The organism is Psychrobacter sp. HII-4 (genome assembly GCF_904846595.1).
GTDB classification, from domain to species: Bacteria; Pseudomonadota; Gammaproteobacteria; order Pseudomonadales; family Moraxellaceae; genus Psychrobacter; species Psychrobacter celer.
Genome location: NZ_CAJHBJ010000004.1, coordinates 15,040 through 31,618, shown reverse-complemented (window position 1 = coordinate 31,618; position 16,579 = coordinate 15,040). Strand labels below are relative to the sequence as shown.

Here is a 16,579-nt window from a genome sequence, read left to right as displayed (position 1 = left end):
TGATTATCAAACATACTAATCATTATATTGAGTCGGCGCGTTATCTGACTTATTGGCTTTATTCATCGCCTGATTGGCCAGCACACCATTGAGGATACCGCTTAGGGTATCTGACTTACCAGCAAGGCCATCGATGGCTTTGCCGATAGAGAGTGATTTGGCAAAGTTGTCAAAGAAGTGGGCTTCGCCGCCGACGATATCGATTTTGGCTTTTTGGAGTGCCACTGCCAAGACTTCAGCATTTTCTTTGGCAATCTCTTTACCAGCGTCAATAGAAGCCATCGCTTCTTGTAGCGCGGTCTCAAGCCCCATGCGGAACTCCTCGTGCTCACGAGCCTCTTTACTCATGCTGCCCATGGCGTTGAACTTCTCAACCAGACCATCGGCCTCAGCTTGGAAGTGCGCACGCGTGACTTCGGCTTTGGCCAGACCGACGTCGCGTTCAGCCTTGGCATCCGACTCACCGCGAGCGGCAACGACTTGCGCATTAGCCATGCCGACATCGCGCTCGGCTTTGGCGTTTGACTCACCGCGAGCGGCAACAATCTCTGCATCGACCATACCGATGTCACGCTCAGCTTTTGCTTTAGAGGCGCCGCGAGCCGCGATAACTTCGGCCTCAGCCATGCCTTTTTCACGGTCCGTTTGAGCCTGAGCCTGTCCCGTCGCTTTGATGACATTGGCTCTCGCAATACCTTCTTTTTCTAGCGACATGGCCTTGGCTTCTTGGATGGCCGCTTCGGCAAAACCATGCGCCGACTCTTCGGCCTTGATTCCCTCAGCCAGCTTAACTTTGGCCTCAGCATCTTTGGCCGCCGCCTCTAAATTGGCGTTGGCAAGGGTGGTAATCTCGATGGCTTTATGCTTGGCGGATAGCTCTTCTGCTTCTGCTTTTTTCACCTGGCGCACTTTGAGCTCTTCAGCATCTGCCTCAGCGGCAAGAACGCGTGTTTGCTTGTCACGCTCCGCCTCACTGACTTCGCGGACTTCTTTGATGCGCTCTTCTTCTTGCGCCACGGTCTTATCGACTGCGATACGCTCACGGATGACGTTGGCGATTTCTTTTTTCTCAAGCTCGATGGCACGCTCAGCTTCGATGCGCTGCAAGTCAACTTCACGCTCACGCGAGACGATCTCTAAATCCTGCGCTCGCGTCACTTTTTCTTGCTCGATGATGACGGCGCGCATACGGTTTTGCTCTGCAACCTCGATTTCGCGCTGCTGGTTTTCGCGCTGAATCGCCAGATCCTGTTCGACGATGATGATAGCGGTTTCTGATTTTTTGCGCTCTTCTTCTTCAATCTTGCGCGTCTCGGCCGTTTCGCGAGCGATGACTGACGCAATTTCGCGTTTTTGTTTGGCTTCAGCATCGGCTTGTTGACGCTCAAGCTCCAGCATCGCCTCTCGGGTTTCGACGTTCTTTTTCTTAACCGCTAGCTCTTCGTCACGCTCAAGCTCATTGGTGATGACGTTTTGAAACGCCGTTAGCTGAGTGATCTTTTTGATACCCTCAGCATCTAGGATATTGCTGGAGTCCAGCGATACTTTTGGCGTTTGCTCTAGATAGTCAATCGCCACATCTTCTAGGACATAACCGTTCAGATCGTTACCGATTTCTTGGACGATGCTGTCACGGAACTGACTGCGGTTTTCGAACAGTTTGACAAAATCAATCTGCTTACCGACCGTCTTTAACGCTTCAGAAAACTTGGCATTGAATAGCTCATTGACTGCGACTTTATCAGACGCTCTCTCTACGCCAACGGATTTGGCGACTTTGAGGACGTCCTCTTCGGTTTCATTCACTCGCAGATAAAATGCGACTGTGATATCGGCACGCATGTTATCCGCGCAAATCAAGCCTTCTTTACCGCGTCTGTCCACCTCTAAGGTGATCAGCGAGATTTTCATCAGCTCTTTTTTGTTGATGACAGGCCAAACAAACCCGCCATCAAAGCGCACGGCGATTTTACTCACCCCGTTGATAATGAGTGCTTTGCCTTGCTCAACCTTCACATAAAAGGCTTTGAGCATCAAAAGTGCGACCATCATAAAAACAAACGCCAGCACCACAACTACGCCGACGATAATGAGTTTGTCCATATCCATTCCTCTAATTAAAACATTCCAAGCGAATTTAAAACCCTTGCTCTATTTACTAAATACTTATTTTTTATCTGTTATTAAGCCACCATTTACTGACCAATATCTTTGATGAGCATTATTTGTCTTCAACAGGCGTGACTCGGTAAGTGTTGGCATCATCTAAATACGCTACCAACACGACTTTATCGCCTTGTTTTAACTGATTGTCACTCATATCTGAGCGAATCTTGAGTATCAAGCCTGCGCCGCCATCATTGAGTACTGCCTCTCCATGCTTGTCAGTCACGCTCAGCGTACGCACCACAGCGATTTTGCCGATATTACTAGAAGCATTGCGTTTAGGGATTTTGGCGATGTTTTTACGAATTGGCGAGATAATAAGGCCAGTCAGCCACATCGATATCACCAAAACAAAGACCAGTGCCCCTGTACCAAATACATAATACAAAATGCCTGAGTCAACGTTTTGGTGCAAAAAGCTGGTGTACAGATAGCTTAGTAGCCAACCGATAAGGCTAATAAGGGTTAAGATAATAATAAGCGGCACGCCATAAAGGCCAAACTTGAGCATGAGACCGGTAAAAAACCCCGTTGAAGATAGGTTTGAGACATCTGCATCACCACCTACGTCACCGCCTACATCCCCAAGATCGACGCTATCCATATCTGCCAGACCAAGCAAAGAGACGACCCAATACAAGGTCACAAACATCACAAGCCCCGTAAAAACAATCGTGGGATATAAACTGATATTAGTAATAAATACTAAAAAAGCCTCTTGCATGACATCTCCTCTCCCTTTGCCTACTTAATCTAGTATCTTAATGACCCAATTACATAATTTGGTATGACATGAATGACTTTTGCTCGACTTAATGCCGTTATATTTATATTTTTAGAATCAACTTATGTTTCTTTGTTAATGATTATATATACATTTCATTACATAATATATAGCTGTGTTAATCAGCGGCCCCATATCGGTGAGCGTACGACCCCACCATTTTGACTATTGATAGCATAGCTCGTATTTCCTGAGAGCGAATGAATCACCAAATCTCCACCTTTTTGGCTTCCAACACTTTGAACGCCTACTTGCCCGCTGATTTTTGAATGACGCGTTGGATAGACTGCATACTTGCCAGAAGGAGATAGACGAGCCGGCTCATCGAGACCAGTCTCTGCCAGATTGATCACTTGTCCAGTCGTCAGCGTCATGACAGCAGCCTTGCGGCCATTTAGATAAGCCATACGCTGACCATCTACACTGAGCTGAGGACTGGCGACATAGCCATTTGTCGGTACAGGTACGGCTTTACCAGTCGCGAAGTGATAGCGATAGATACGGGGACGACCTGCACGGACTTTGTCACTGGTATAGACAAAGCTTTTGCCGTCAGCGGCATAGCTGGGCTGTACCTCAGTGCTCGGTAATGTCGTTAATTGCTCAGTTTTCCCATCATTTAGGCGCACCTTATAAATATCAGCATTACCGCCGACCGTAGAGCTATAGAGCAGATGTTGACCATCAGGTGAGAATGACGCTGACATATTACTGCCTTCAGCATTGACCACCAGATTGCGCGTTTTACTGCTTTTATCATAAATATATATTTTAGGATGCTCGTGCGGTGCTTGTTTGCTATAGGCGAGCTGTTGACCATCAGCTGACCACGCTGGCGCATAGATATAACCTGTGATCTGATCAATGCGCTGACGATCACTGCCATCAGGACGGATACTATAGAGTGTCGATACTTTGGCGCTTCCTACCCCTTGCTCTTCTACGTAAGCAATGTGTCCTTGACGATCAATGGCAGGCATAGCAGCAGTTAACGGGTTACTACCCACTACTATATTATTCGGCTTTTTGATTTCAGTGCTAGGCAATGTCTGACAGCCAGTGAGAGCTGCCAGTATAGCGATCGTCGTCGCCCCTTTTATCATGATGTTATTCGTGGTTGGTTTCGACATAATGGTTTTAGACATAAAGTAGTATCCAGTGAAATCTATAAGGCATGACAGCAGCTTTACGCTAGTGTAGCGCAAAATTCGACAAACTTCGGATCAAAAAAGGCCCCACATATGAGTGAGGCCTTATTAAATCTAAACAGAATGTTTATATTGCTCTTATACATCGTTAGCTTATTTAGACACAGCTTTAAAGTAAGCCACTTGATTGTCATTTTTGATGGTCAAGATTGGCACTTTTTTGGCGTTTTTGCTGAGGCTATACTTGCCTTGTACCGTGGCGACTGCTGCTGTATCGAAACTGGCTTTCGGTTCAGGACAGGCCATCATTGTGCTGATGCCATTTTTGATCTGCACATCACCATTGACGACACTGTAACCTGCGCTCATGTTGTTGCAGGTATTCATAAATGCGACGTAGTTTCTACCGTTATCATTCATAAAGCTCAAAGTGAGCGGCTTGGCTGGATCAAAAAATAGTGCGGTTACTCGCTCACCATTCATATGTTTGGCATCAACCAGCTGCCAGTTGTGCGCTTGTAATGCCTCTACAGTGACGGGCTGACTGACTGGCGCAGGCAAGGTAGCCGTTGTCTGGCAACCAGCAGTAAGCGCACCTATAACAAAGGTGGTACCCATTATCATTTTTGTCATATTCTTCATACTTATTCCTTCTATTGAATTCAGCAAGTTTATCGCGTCTTAAGCTTGCGCTTAGTGCAACTGCTAAAGACCCAATCAAAATTTTTTTATTGCTATGAATGATCTTGAGCAGTCGCGATATAGTGTCTCACCCAGCGCTTGCTGTCATTATTAATTGAGTTATTACTTGGCAGATATTTGTTGCCCGATACAATCGCGACAATGTTGGCAATTGAGGGTAAGCTCCAGTCATCCAACTCACCAACTCACCAACTCACCAACTCACCAACTCACCAAAAGCACGATAACTTTTGATGATTTTGGCTGGTGACATTTCTCTCAAACCAAAACACCCCACTAAATAGTGAGGTGTTTTTATCGTGCAACTATCGCATCTGATGACTGATATCACTTATCACAACGGTAGACACAACGTCAGTCTTAATAAGCGTATGTACCACTGCGTTAGATCACATCTGTACCAGTTATGTTTGGCTCTTCATTAGCAAAGTATTACTATCGTTGTGTCAAAGCCACAGCCATTGGAACGTACCCTTCCCAATCACCATCGCTTATTCACACTTTTAGCATACCTGTCCCTTACATTACAGTAAGTTATTTAATGTTAATAAAGTGCGTCTATTGAGTCTTTGTTTTTTGCAACGCTGCATAACCGGATAAACGCTTGCGCTCAGCGTCATCAAACAGTTGCTGCTCAAGCTGCTCAATCTGACTTTGCGCCGTTGCTGGATTGGCACTTTGACTCAATAGCTGCGCCTTTTGTGCTTCATACTGAGTAAAGCGCTGGTCAAAATTGGCATCCTCTTGATCGACTTGTGCCAGTCTCTCGGCCGCTGGTGCGCCCACTAGCTCTCGACGCATATTGTATAGCGCTTCAGGGCTGGCACCTGCCGCTTTCATCTGTTCAGTACGAGCCATAAGCTCATTAAGATTGGCTTGCTGCATGATATTGGTTTTGATCGCACCATCTGGTAGACGGCTCACATAATCTTGTCTGGCAGCCTGTTTTTGTGCCTCACTCATTTGCTCGTTTTGATTGATTCTGACCATCTCCATACTATAGTCATCGTAGTTATCTTCTGCACCAAAGAAGGCTTCGATGGTGGTTTTGTCAAAATACTGCTGACGTAAACTCGCCACCTCTTGCCTTTGCTGAGCAATGGCATTCAAATCCAGCTCACCGCTTTTGCTCGCTTGTAGTTGCAGATTGCCATAGCGTTTTTCTATATCAGGCAGTGCTTTGAGATACGCCACATAGTTACCAAAGATGGCGACCGCTTGGCTGGCCGCAGGCTCTGGGGTATGGTGACGGATATAACTCTCGACACGCGCAAAAATAACAGCTTCGTCCTCCTCTCCTATAGCTGATAAAAAATAATCGAATAAACGCCGCAGACCTTCAGTGACGACCAATTGCTTGTGCTCATCAATGATGATTTCGCCGTCCACTTGCGTGTCTCTTAATGAGCGCGGCAAACGCTCTAACCCAGTGACAAATGCAGACTGGCTTTGGGCTAAAGCGGTTTGTTCTGTTTGCTCACTATTTAGTGCAGTGGACAACGTACTCTCAGACTTATCAGTGGGTGAAGCAGATAGCGACTGCTGAGTCGCCATCGGTTTATTATCTGGCTTAAACCACATAATCACCGCCGCCGCGATGACTATGATGACCACGGCGATGATAGCGATTGGTAAATAAGCTGGACGGCGATTATTCGACATAGATGAGAGTTCTTTTTACAAGTCAGCTTAAAGGTTGGCGTTTTTTAGGCGATTGACCTGAGTACGATAAATGGACTTGGGCTTAGACTCGCCCCATGCGGTCAAACCTAATAACTGATCGGCTGAATCTAGATGGTTCATGATGTAGTTGTCACGAATCACATACCCGAGTCGGCTTGAGCAGACAGAGACCAGACCATCATTGGCATCAAATAAAAACGGTACGCCTGTTGCTGCAAGCAGATAATCACTAGGGTCAAGGGATCTCATGACTTGTCCGACGCCACTAAATGAGTAATATTTGATTCCGTTTGCAGAGGTACTGGTTGGCTGACCACAGTAACTTGTTGGCATTGCTGCGGGGAATTTGGCATTGAATTTGGCCGCACCATCGGTTGATAGCGCCATGAGTGCTTGCCAGCCATCTTGCGCTTGTATCTCTTTAAAGCTGATGCCTGATCCCACATCTGTAAAGCCGCCAATCAAATTAAACACCCCTGATACCAGCTGTGTCGTGACGTTTGATGGCTCACCTGTGTCATTGTTTGGTTCAAGGACGTTTTTGACAAAATCGGCTGTTTTTGAGCCTTGCTCTGGGCTTGATACGGCGGTGACCGAGGCGACGTATTTTGGTGCAACGCCAGCGACATAGCGGATGTCTATACCGCCTTGACTGTGCCCAAACAAATTGACTTTTGGATCGCCTGAAATGGCAGTGATGGTTTTGACTTGCTGTAATAGCTGCTCGCCGCGGACTTCACTGTTATTCACCGCTGATGTTTTGGTGGTGTACACCTCTGATCCACCTTTCATTAGCTCACTAGGAATCCCGTTGAAATAATCTAAGACCCCAAACATCTTGGTAAAACCGCCAAGCCCATGAGCCATGACCACTGGATACTGAGTCTTGGTATAACTGGAGGTAAAGTATTTGCTATCGACTAGCGTACAGCCATTGGCATTAGCACAATTATAGTACTGCCCTGCCGCTTGCGCTGAGGTGGTTTGCATGGTCATTAATAAAACGCCAGTACTGATAGAGCCCAGTATTGGTAAAAAAGTGCGCGGCGTGAGCGCAGCACGAACGTACGAGGAGAGCGTCATAACAACATCCTTGTCATCATTAATGGTGAGTGCCTTTACCTCATAACGTCGGCAAAGACTGCTGCTAATCCCTTTAGCATGCAAAATTACATTACTTCTATCTTTTACAAGATTCAACTAAATTGTCAAAATATGAATATATTATCGTGACTGGAGGGTCATAACGGCTCAAATGGGGCTGTAAAGCAACTATTGTCAATAATAATGATAGATTTAATATTACTTATCATAAAACTGCCATCGGCCCATTTATGGTATAATCTCCCCACATTAACTTCATAATTATAAGACACACCATGATGACTAAAAAATCCCTTATCCAGTCCCCAGAGGCCATAGAAAAAATGCGTGTGGCCGGCAAACTCGCCAGTGATGTCCTTGTCATGCTCGATGAGCATGTCAAGGTCGGCGTCAGTACCGAAGCCCTCAACCAAATCGCTCATGACTATATAGTCAATGTGCAAAAAGCCATTCCTGCTCCGCTGAATTACAACGGTTTTCCAAAATCGATTTGTACATCCGTCAACCACGTGGTCTGTCACGGCATCCCAACCGAAAGCAAGCTACTCAAAGATGGCGATATCATCAATATTGATGTGACCGTGATCAAAGACGGCTACTATGGCGATACTTCAAAGATGTGGATCGTCGGTAACGGCTCTATCATGGCGCAGCGTATCTGCAAAGTCGCACAAGACGCGCTATATGCTGGCATGAGTGTCGTCAAAAACGGCGCGCGTCTTGGTGATATTGGTGCCGCTATTCAAGAAGTGGTCGAGCCTGAGCGTTTTAGTATCGTCCGTGAGTTCTGTGGTCATGGCATCAGTGATGAATTCCATCACGAGCCACAAGTGATGCACTACGGCAAAAAAGGCACAGGCTTTGAGCTAAAAACGGGCATGACCTTTACCATTGAGCCGATGATCAACCAAGGCACATGGCAGACCAAGATTTTACCTGATGAATGGACGGCGATTACCAAAGACCGTAAGCTGTCGGCTCAGTGGGAGCATACGATGGTCGTGACCGACAATGGCTGTGAAGTGTTTACCACGCGTCCTGAAGAAGACCTGAGCTTTTTGACCCAGTAAGACAAGAAAAGATCGCCTAGGCGGTCTTTTTTTTGGACTATAATTGCGATACTTTTGGTATCAACAATTTTTTTACCCTATTAATTGGATATCCTCATGTTTAATTGCGATGTCACCTCTATCGATTTGACACCCTTACCCCTATTTTCCAAGCAATCAGTGACTACCGACGCGCTGTCAGTAAGTGCCAGCGCCGATAGCACCTCAGAGCCTGCTTTGTTGGGTATTCCTGAATGGCTGAGCCAAATCAATGAGGATATCAGCCGTGCCCTTGAGCGCGGTGTCAATATTCGTCAGCTGGTTGGCGCGCGTAGCGAGGCGATTGATGAGCTGCTGATTGCTTTGTTTTATTGGTTTGAGCTAGATAAGATGGATTTGGCCCTGTTTGCGACAGGTGGCTATGGTCGCGGTGAGCTGTCTTTGTATTCCGATATCGATATTCTATTGCTCTCCCTTGACGAAATTGGCGCTGATGCCAGTGGTAAGATTGATAAATTGGTCGCATTGCTGTGGGATATCGGGCTGGAGCCTGCGCTATCTGTGCGTAGCGTCAACGATGCGTTAGAAGCTGCACTTGACCATACGATAGCCAGTGCCCAGCTCGAAGCTCGATTGTTAATCGGCAACGAAGCACTGCGAGATATGCCCATCCAAATCGTTAACAAGCAGTGGTCTCCTCGTGCCTTTTTTGATGTAAAAATGGAAGAGTCTAAGGCCCGTTATCTACAACATAATGCAACTGAGTATAATCTTGAACCCAATATCAAAACGGCGCCTGGGGGATTACGTGACATTCATATCATCGGCTGGGTGACCAAACGCTATTTTCGCGTGGGTAAGCTGTATGACTTGGTGCAACAAAACTTTTTGACAGAAAAAGAGTTCGATGAGCTCAGCTTTGCAGAAGGCTATCTATGGCAGATACGGCATTATCTGCATGTGCTGACCGGACGTAACGAAAACAAGCTGTTGTTTGATTATCAGCGTGAGATTGCCCAATTAATGGGTTATGAGACTCAGCCAGACGATCAGCCAAATGCGGCTGTTGAACGCTTTATGCGTGATTACTATCGCTGTGCCATGCAGATATCAACGCTGTCTGAGATGCTGACCAACCACTATTATGAAACCATTATCGAGCCGCAACTGCCTGATGATGAGCGCCCCAAAAAGCAGCCGATCAATGCAAGATTCAACCGTGTTGGTGATCATATTGCTATAGCGCACCATCGGGTTTTTGCTCAGCATCCTGAATCTATTTTAGAGATGTTCTTATTAATGGGTCAGCACGGTATCGACAAGGTTCGTACCCATACGCTACGGGCGCTAAAAATTGCAGCACGCGGCATCGATCAAATCTATAGGGACAACCCCGTTCACAAAGCTTTATTTTTATCTAATCTAAAAGAGCAAAACTATCTGTTCCATCGTTTGCGCACCATGAACCGCTATGGCGTCTTGGGAAATTACATTCCAGCCTTTGCCCAAGTCACCGGGCTGATGCAGTATGATCTATTTCACCGCTATACGGTCGATGCCCATACGTTGTTTTTGATTCGTATTTTGCACCGCTTTACCGATCCGCGGTTTTTTGAGGACTTTCCTTTGGTCAGTGCGATCTTTCAGCGTATTGAGCGCAAAGAGATATTGGTACTGGCAGCGATGTTTCATGATATCGCCAAGGGCCGCGGCGGCAATCACAGCCTGCTGGGTGAGACAGAAGCGATTGAGTTTTGTTTGGCGCACGGTATGAGCAAAGCCGACGCGCATCTGGTCGGCTGGCTGACCCGTCACCATTTACTGATGTCGATGACCGCCCAAAAAAAGGACATCTCAGACCCAGAGGTGGTCACAGTGTTTGCGGATTTGGTCGGCAATGTCACCCACCTCAATCACTTATATGTCCTGACTGTCGCCGACATGAACGCCACCAATCCGCAGCTCTGGAACAGCTGGCGGGCGACCCTGATGAAACAGCTCTACTCGCAGACACGCCGTATCCTACGCGCCGATATCGACGCGCCGACCAACCGCCAAGATATGATCAGCGCCACGCGTAAACAAGCGCTAAAGATGCTCGACAATGTCGACAATCAGCATATGAACCGCGAGGAAGTGTTACGTCTGTGGGACGATCTGGGCGATGAGTACTTTTTGCGCGAGATACCAGAGGATATCTTTTGGCACACCGAAGCCATCCTAAACCATCCGCCTATCGGTCTGGCATCTAATGCCGATAGCCCGCCACTGGTGGTATTGCGCGAGCATCGTGAGCTGGCGCTTGATGCCGTTCAGGTCTTTGTCTACACCCAAGATCAGATGAATCTGTTTGCTGTGACCATGGCCGTCTTTGATCAGATGAACCTAGATGTGCTCGATGCGCGCATCATCACCGCCACTCGCGACTTTGCCTTGGACTCCTATGTGCTGCTCGATCCGAGTGGTACGCTACTGGTCGATGAAGACAGCCAGCAAGAGCTCAAGCAGCGACTGATTGACGCCTTTAAAGCCCCTGCCTTACCAAAGCTGGTGCATAAGCGTATCCCTCGGCAGCTGCGCCATTTTGAGGTAAAAACAGAGATTAACTTTGAGTTTAATGACGCCTCAGATCAGCATATCATGAGCCTAGAGACATTAGATCAGCCAGGGCTGCTGGCGCGCGTTGGACAAGTGTTTTTGCAAGAAAAAATAGAAGTGCACGCTGCTCGTATTACCACGTTAGGCGAGCGCGCAGAAGATATGTTTTATATCAGTGATCAAAACGATGAGCCGCTGTCCGCTGATAGGCTAAGCGCCTTAAAAACTGCGCTGCTTGCCAGCCTGACAGCTCCAAAAGACACGAGTAGAGGATAAAGTGGCCAGCCTAAAACCTATCGTAAACCCCGCTACTGTTACGTAAAAACAAGCCCCATCATTAACAATGCATTGATGGGGCTTATCGCTATAGCGTCACTTATAAGGTGCTTTTATATACCATCTCACGACCATGCTCTTTTAGCTCATCATCGGCCAGCTCTAGTGGCAAAACCTCCGCCTCTACTTGCGTCTGCGTCAATATCAAGCGCCCCGCATCGACTTCTTTTTGTAGCAAGCATTGTAAGCTGGCTAAATGAAAGCGCCCATCTAACGCCTCATACATCTGCTCTAACGAAATAGGTGACTTGGCATGCACATCAGGGTACAAACAGTCTTCTGCCAGTATTGCCATCTCGTTGAGTGTCTGCTCGCGGAGCAGCTCATCATTATCGATTTTTTGTTGCAGCTTGTTGCCGAGTCGCCCCTTACTCATCAAGATGACGATAAATATCGCCGTCTGAATGACAAACAACCCCACATACTGCCAGAGCGGTAGCGAGAAGTCTAAAAATCGGCTCAGCAGCATTAGCGTCATAGCCACCAGCACATAGCTGACCAGCTGCCACATCAGCCACATCATCAGGCTGTTTTCGCCATACCAAAACACCTGCCGCTCTTTTAGGTTAATCAAATTCTGACGCGTCTGCCACCAGCACTGCTCGCGCTCTTGTAGCAGCTCGTATAATTTGACACGCGTTACACTATTATCAACGTCATTGTTGATATCTTTAGCGTGAAGTTGGTCATTATTTAGGACACTAGACATATCAAATTACCCTTACTATCAGCCAACATATCGCGCCGACCGCTGTTTTTTATTATGAAAAGTTATCAATAAATGCGTCTTTATAGACAAGAGAAGCAAAAGACAAAAAATATAAGAAGTGCTACACTGCCCAAATGTAATTTTTTTTTATAACTTTATTATTAATTGTCTATTATAGTTACCCTACCTATGAATCACAACTTAACACACCTGCATCCGTATCCTTTTGCCAAGATGGCTGCTTTGTTGGCCGATAGCACACCAAACCCCCGTTACAGTGCGATAAAGCTAGGCATCGGTGAGCCAAAACATCAGCCACCGAGCTTCGTCTTGGACGCATTACACGAAAACTTGGACAAAATAAGCCTTTATCCGACTACCAATGGTCTGTTTGAGCTTCGTCAGACCATCGCGCATTGGTTGGAGGGGCGGTTCTTTTTGCATCATGTCGATCCTCGCACCCAAGTGCTCCCTGTGATGGGCACACGTGAAGCGATTTTTAGCATTGTACAAGCGGTCATCGATCATCGGTGTGATGACGCACAACCGGCAACTGGCGCACCCCCGACTGTCATCATGCCCAATCCGTTTTATCAGATCTATGAGGGTGCGGCGATATTGGCGCAGGCGACGCCGTACTTTGTGCCTTGTACTGCGGAGAATAATTTTAAGGGTAACTATCGGGCAGTGCCAACAGATGTGTGGGCGCGCACGCAGCTACTTTTTGTCTGTAGTCCCAACAACCCGACAGGCTCGGTGATGACGATGGAGGATTGGGAATATCTGCTGCGCTTGTCAGATCAGTATGGGTTTATCATCGCCAGCGACGAGTGCTATAGCGAGCTGTATTTTGATACAGCACCGATAGGCCTGCTACAAGCGTGCGCCGCGCTCGGTCGACATGACTTTAAAAACAGTATCGTCTTTCACTCGTTATCCAAGCGCTCCAACCTACCAGGCTTACGCTCAGGGTTTGTCGCTGGCGACGCTGAGGTTTTGCAGGCCTATTTGCAATATCGCACCTATCAAGGCTGTGCGATGCCAATACCGCATCAGCTGGCCTCTATCGCCGCGTGGCAAGACGAAAAACACGTGGCGCACAACCGCGCGCTGTATCAAGAAAAATTTGCGCTATGGATGGCAGAGCTTGGCGATGTATTATCGCTACGTATGCCTGAGGCTGGCTTTTACTTTTGGGTCAAAGTCCCTGAGCAGTTCGATGGCGATGATGAAGTCTTTGTCAAAGCGCTGTATGAGCAGGCCAATATCCATGCCTTAGCAGGGCGCTATCTGTCGCGTGAGGTCGCTGGACACAACCCCGGTCAGGGCTATGTGCGTATCGCGCTGGTGGCCAGTGTAGAAGAAAACCGTGAAGCCATCCGCCGTATTCGGGCGTTGCTTGAGGTGTAAAACCGGCAAGCAGCCCCATTCTCCTTAGCCTGAGTGATACACATAGCGGCTGTTTTTCTAGCCATCAACACCCTTTAATAACCGTGATAGGATGCTGGTTATTAAAGGTTTTTTGGTTAAATAGTGCTATAGTAAAATAGACTGTCGCAACGATGCTATCAAGGATGATGCCATGCCCCATCTTGATTTTACCCAGCCGCCTTTTGATGTGCTGAGCTTGGCTGAACGCCAAAGCATCAGAAAACACACCAAAATCCGCTACCTTGCCAAAGACGAAAGCCTACCTGCAGACGAGATGTCATACTTATATGTGGTCATCAAAGGCCAGATTGAGCAGTTATTGGCCGGTCATTTTGTTGCGGCCTACTTGGGTAGCAATCACTCAGATGAGCCCAATAACAACGACTGGTTTGACAGCCGCCGCTTGCCTGAGTCTTCTAATGCGCCGCAGCTATCAGCCGCCTCAGACGCGCAGATGACGGACGAAGACAGACAGCGTTATCAGTTTCGCGCCACCGAGGACACGTTACTGCTACAAGTTAAGGGTGCAGCGGTCGATAAAATCAGCGCACAAAATCATCTGGTGCGGCAAATGCTCTCTGACAAACTGCCTGAGCGGCTAAAAGCCCTGCAGCAGCGCCGCAATCGTAAATCTGCTGTCCATGCTGCCTACGATGACCAGCAAGAAGTACAGCAGATCATGCTGCAGCCGGTCATCGATGTTCGTTTACTGCCTGTACATATCGTCGATGCTGATACCAGCTTACATGAAGCGGCGCGCACGATGACGGATGCTGGATTAAAGCACGTACTGGTGCGAGCACCTGCGCATCGACTAGCAATAGCAAGCGCGCAACATGGCATCGATGAGACATTGGGCATCTTGACCGATACCGATATTTGCCGCGCGGTCAGTGAGCAGAGAGATCCTACCACCACGCCATGCCAGCGTTATGCTAACTTTAACGTACGTACCATCAAGGCGAGCGATGAGATCGGTGATGCGCTGCTGACCATGACGCGCTACCGTATTCATCGCTTGCCGGTCATCGATCACCATGGTGCGGTAGCAGGTGTGCTTGGTCAAAGCGACATGCTCGCGCACATCAGCCACCACTCGCAGCTCATCAGTATTCAAATCGAGCAAGCCCAAGATTTTAGCAGTTTGGACACAGCCGTCGAGAGGATAGGACGCTATATCCGCGCCCAGCACCAAAACGGGGTAAAAATCGGTAACATCAGCCGCATGGTACAGACCTTGAACGCTCAGGTATTTACCAAGCTGTGGCAGCTGCTCGTTCCTGATGAGGTGATGAGCCACACCTGTCTTATCGTCATGGGCTCCGAGGGTCGCGGCGAGCAAATCATGCGCACCGACCAAGACAATGCACTGATCATCCGTGATGGCTATACTCATCCGGATCTACCGCAGTTTGCGGCGCGCTTTAATGAGCAGCTGGCGCAACTTGGCTATCCGCTATGCGACGGCAATATCATGATGACCAACCCGATGTGGCGACAACCATTACAACGGTTTAATGCCCAAATCAGCTCATGGTTTAAAAACACCGATCCCATGCACGCCATCTACTTGTCTGCCATCCTCGATGGCGAATACGTCTGCGGTGATGAGACGCTCTTGCAGCACGTTCGTCAGCACCTCAAGGCCGCGCATCGACGCTCAGACCCTATGTTTGTGCGCCAGTTTGCGCGGGCAGCGCTACAGTTTGGCGATGTCAACCAATGGTGGCAAAAGTTTGTACCATTATTAGCAGGTAAAAGCGCCTCGCAAGATATCGATCTAAAAAAAGCAGGGATTTTTCCGTTAGTACATGGTATTCGCGCCCTCGCTCTAGAAAACGATGTCTTGGCCGTCCCTAGCAGTAAAAACCGCCTAAAAGCCTTGGTCGAGGTGGGCGCACTGACCCAAGAGCGGGCTGACACGCTGTTAGAAGCGCTGGAGTTTTTTATGGCGCAGCGACTCTCTGTGGCGCTCTCGACCGATGACAAACATGCACGGCAGGTCAACCCCATGACGCTGACCGCGCTTGAGCGTGATTTATTAAAAGAGTGTTTGGCTGTTGTCAAAAGCTTTAAAAACCAGCTGCGGCAGCATTATCAATTAGAGATCGCCTAGAGCGGCGCAAAGCAGCAAAGAGAGAATACAGAATATGAGCTGGCTGACCCAACTATCATGCAAATGGCAAAAAATGCAGCTGCAGCGGCCTGAGCTGGCGGCGATGTTTGATCAACCTGCCACTGATCGGTGGGTGGCGCTCGACTGTGAGATGACGGGGCTAAACCCTAAAAAGCACCACCTACTATCGGTGGCCGCGATTCATATCGATGGCGCTAGCATCGATACGGGCAATGGCATCCATCTGGTCTGTCGCCCGCCCGTCATGCCTGACCGCGACACCATCGTAATCCATGGTCTACGTACCGCTGATGTCGAGCATGGTATGAGCTATGATGAGATGCTGGCGCGGCTACTGCCCTTTATCGGCAACCGTCCGATTGTGGGGTTTTGTCCGCAGATTGATATGGGGTTTTTAAACCCATTGGTAAAAGACTACATGGGCACCACCTTGCCCAATAAAATCATCGATATTCGGCACTTATACAGTCGGCGTATGAGTGGTCAAACCCAAGGGCTCTCCAGCCAAGCGCAGCAGCTGACCAACATCTTAGCGTATTATCAGATTCCTGATTTGGGTGCTCATGACGCCTATAATGATGCCACCATGACCGCTATGGCGTTTTTGCATGTGCGCTAGAGCGTGCCATCAGCTATAGCCGATATAGCAAGACCCTACAGAAAATAGACACCCTGCATGAATGCGCGAGACTGATACATGCCCTTGATAATCCACGCGCCCCATCTACGCGA

12 protein-coding genes are annotated in these 16,579 nt (G+C 48.1%); 5 read left to right on the top strand and 7 right to left on the bottom strand.

Annotated elements, in window-relative coordinates; genetic code table 11:
* Positions 1-15: 15 nt before the first annotated feature.
* From JMX98_RS03750 to JMX98_RS03725, 6 genes are all read right to left on the bottom strand, one after another.
* Complete coding sequence (locus tag JMX98_RS03750; RefSeq protein WP_201584808.1) at positions 16-2,103, bottom strand: hypothetical protein; 2,088 nt, start codon at positions 2,101-2,103, stop codon at positions 16-18.
* Between the two features lie 118 nt (positions 2,104-2,221).
* On the bottom strand, positions 2,222-2,890 hold the full coding sequence (locus JMX98_RS03745) for an OB-fold-containig protein (RefSeq protein WP_201584806.1): 669 nt from the start codon (positions 2,888-2,890) through the stop codon (positions 2,222-2,224).
* Positions 2,891-3,072: 182 nt separating this feature from the next.
* Positions 3,073-4,095 (bottom strand): PD40 domain-containing protein, encoded by a 1,023-nt coding sequence (locus JMX98_RS03740; RefSeq protein ID WP_201584805.1) that lies wholly within the window; start codon positions 4,093-4,095, stop codon positions 3,073-3,075.
* 156 nt (positions 4,096-4,251) lie between these two features.
* On the bottom strand, positions 4,252-4,740 hold the full coding sequence (locus JMX98_RS03735; RefSeq protein WP_201584804.1) for an META domain-containing protein: 489 nt from the start codon (positions 4,738-4,740) through the stop codon (positions 4,252-4,254).
* 618 nt (positions 4,741-5,358) lie between these two features.
* Positions 5,359-6,462 (bottom strand): lipase secretion chaperone, encoded by a 1,104-nt coding sequence (locus JMX98_RS03730; protein ID WP_201584803.1) that lies wholly within the window; start codon positions 6,460-6,462, stop codon positions 5,359-5,361.
* A 27-nt stretch (positions 6,463-6,489) separates the two neighbouring features.
* Complete coding sequence (locus tag JMX98_RS03725) at positions 6,490-7,566, bottom strand: esterase/lipase family protein (protein WP_201584802.1); 1,077 nt, start codon at positions 7,564-7,566, stop codon at positions 6,490-6,492.
* Positions 7,567-7,865: 299 nt separating this feature from the next.
* On the opposite strand from JMX98_RS03725, the gene map reads away from it, so the two are divergent.
* Positions 7,866-8,657 (top strand): type I methionyl aminopeptidase, encoded by a 792-nt coding sequence (gene map, locus JMX98_RS03720; protein WP_410524051.1) that lies wholly within the window; start codon positions 7,866-7,868, stop codon positions 8,655-8,657.
* Between the two features lie 96 nt (positions 8,658-8,753).
* Positions 8,754-11,510, top strand: coding sequence for a [protein-PII] uridylyltransferase (gene glnD / locus JMX98_RS03715; RefSeq protein WP_201584800.1), 2,757 nt, complete (start codon positions 8,754-8,756; stop codon positions 11,508-11,510).
* 100 nt (positions 11,511-11,610) lie between these two features.
* Here glnD and JMX98_RS03710 read toward each other — a convergent pair whose 3' ends face one another.
* Entirely contained in the window at positions 11,611-12,279 is a 669-nt protein-coding gene (locus JMX98_RS03710; protein ID WP_201584798.1) for a hypothetical protein, read from the bottom strand.
* Between the two features lie 189 nt (positions 12,280-12,468).
* Between JMX98_RS03710 and dapC the strand changes: the two genes are divergently transcribed.
* The 3 genes from dapC (at position 12,469) to JMX98_RS03695 (ending at position 16,466) form a co-directional block, all read left to right on the top strand.
* The gene (gene dapC / locus JMX98_RS03705; RefSeq protein ID WP_201584796.1) at positions 12,469-13,689 is read left to right on the top strand and encodes a succinyldiaminopimelate transaminase; all 1,221 of its coding nucleotides are present in this window, start codon (positions 12,469-12,471) and stop codon (positions 13,687-13,689) included.
* A gap of 172 nt (positions 13,690-13,861) precedes the next feature.
* Complete coding sequence (locus JMX98_RS03700) at positions 13,862-15,826, top strand: DUF294 nucleotidyltransferase-like domain-containing protein (RefSeq protein ID WP_201584794.1); 1,965 nt, start codon at positions 13,862-13,864, stop codon at positions 15,824-15,826.
* Positions 15,827-15,860: 34 nt separating this feature from the next.
* Complete coding sequence (locus JMX98_RS03695; RefSeq protein ID WP_201584792.1) at positions 15,861-16,466, top strand: 3'-5' exonuclease; 606 nt, start codon at positions 15,861-15,863, stop codon at positions 16,464-16,466.
* The last annotated feature ends 113 nt before the right edge of the window (positions 16,467-16,579 follow it).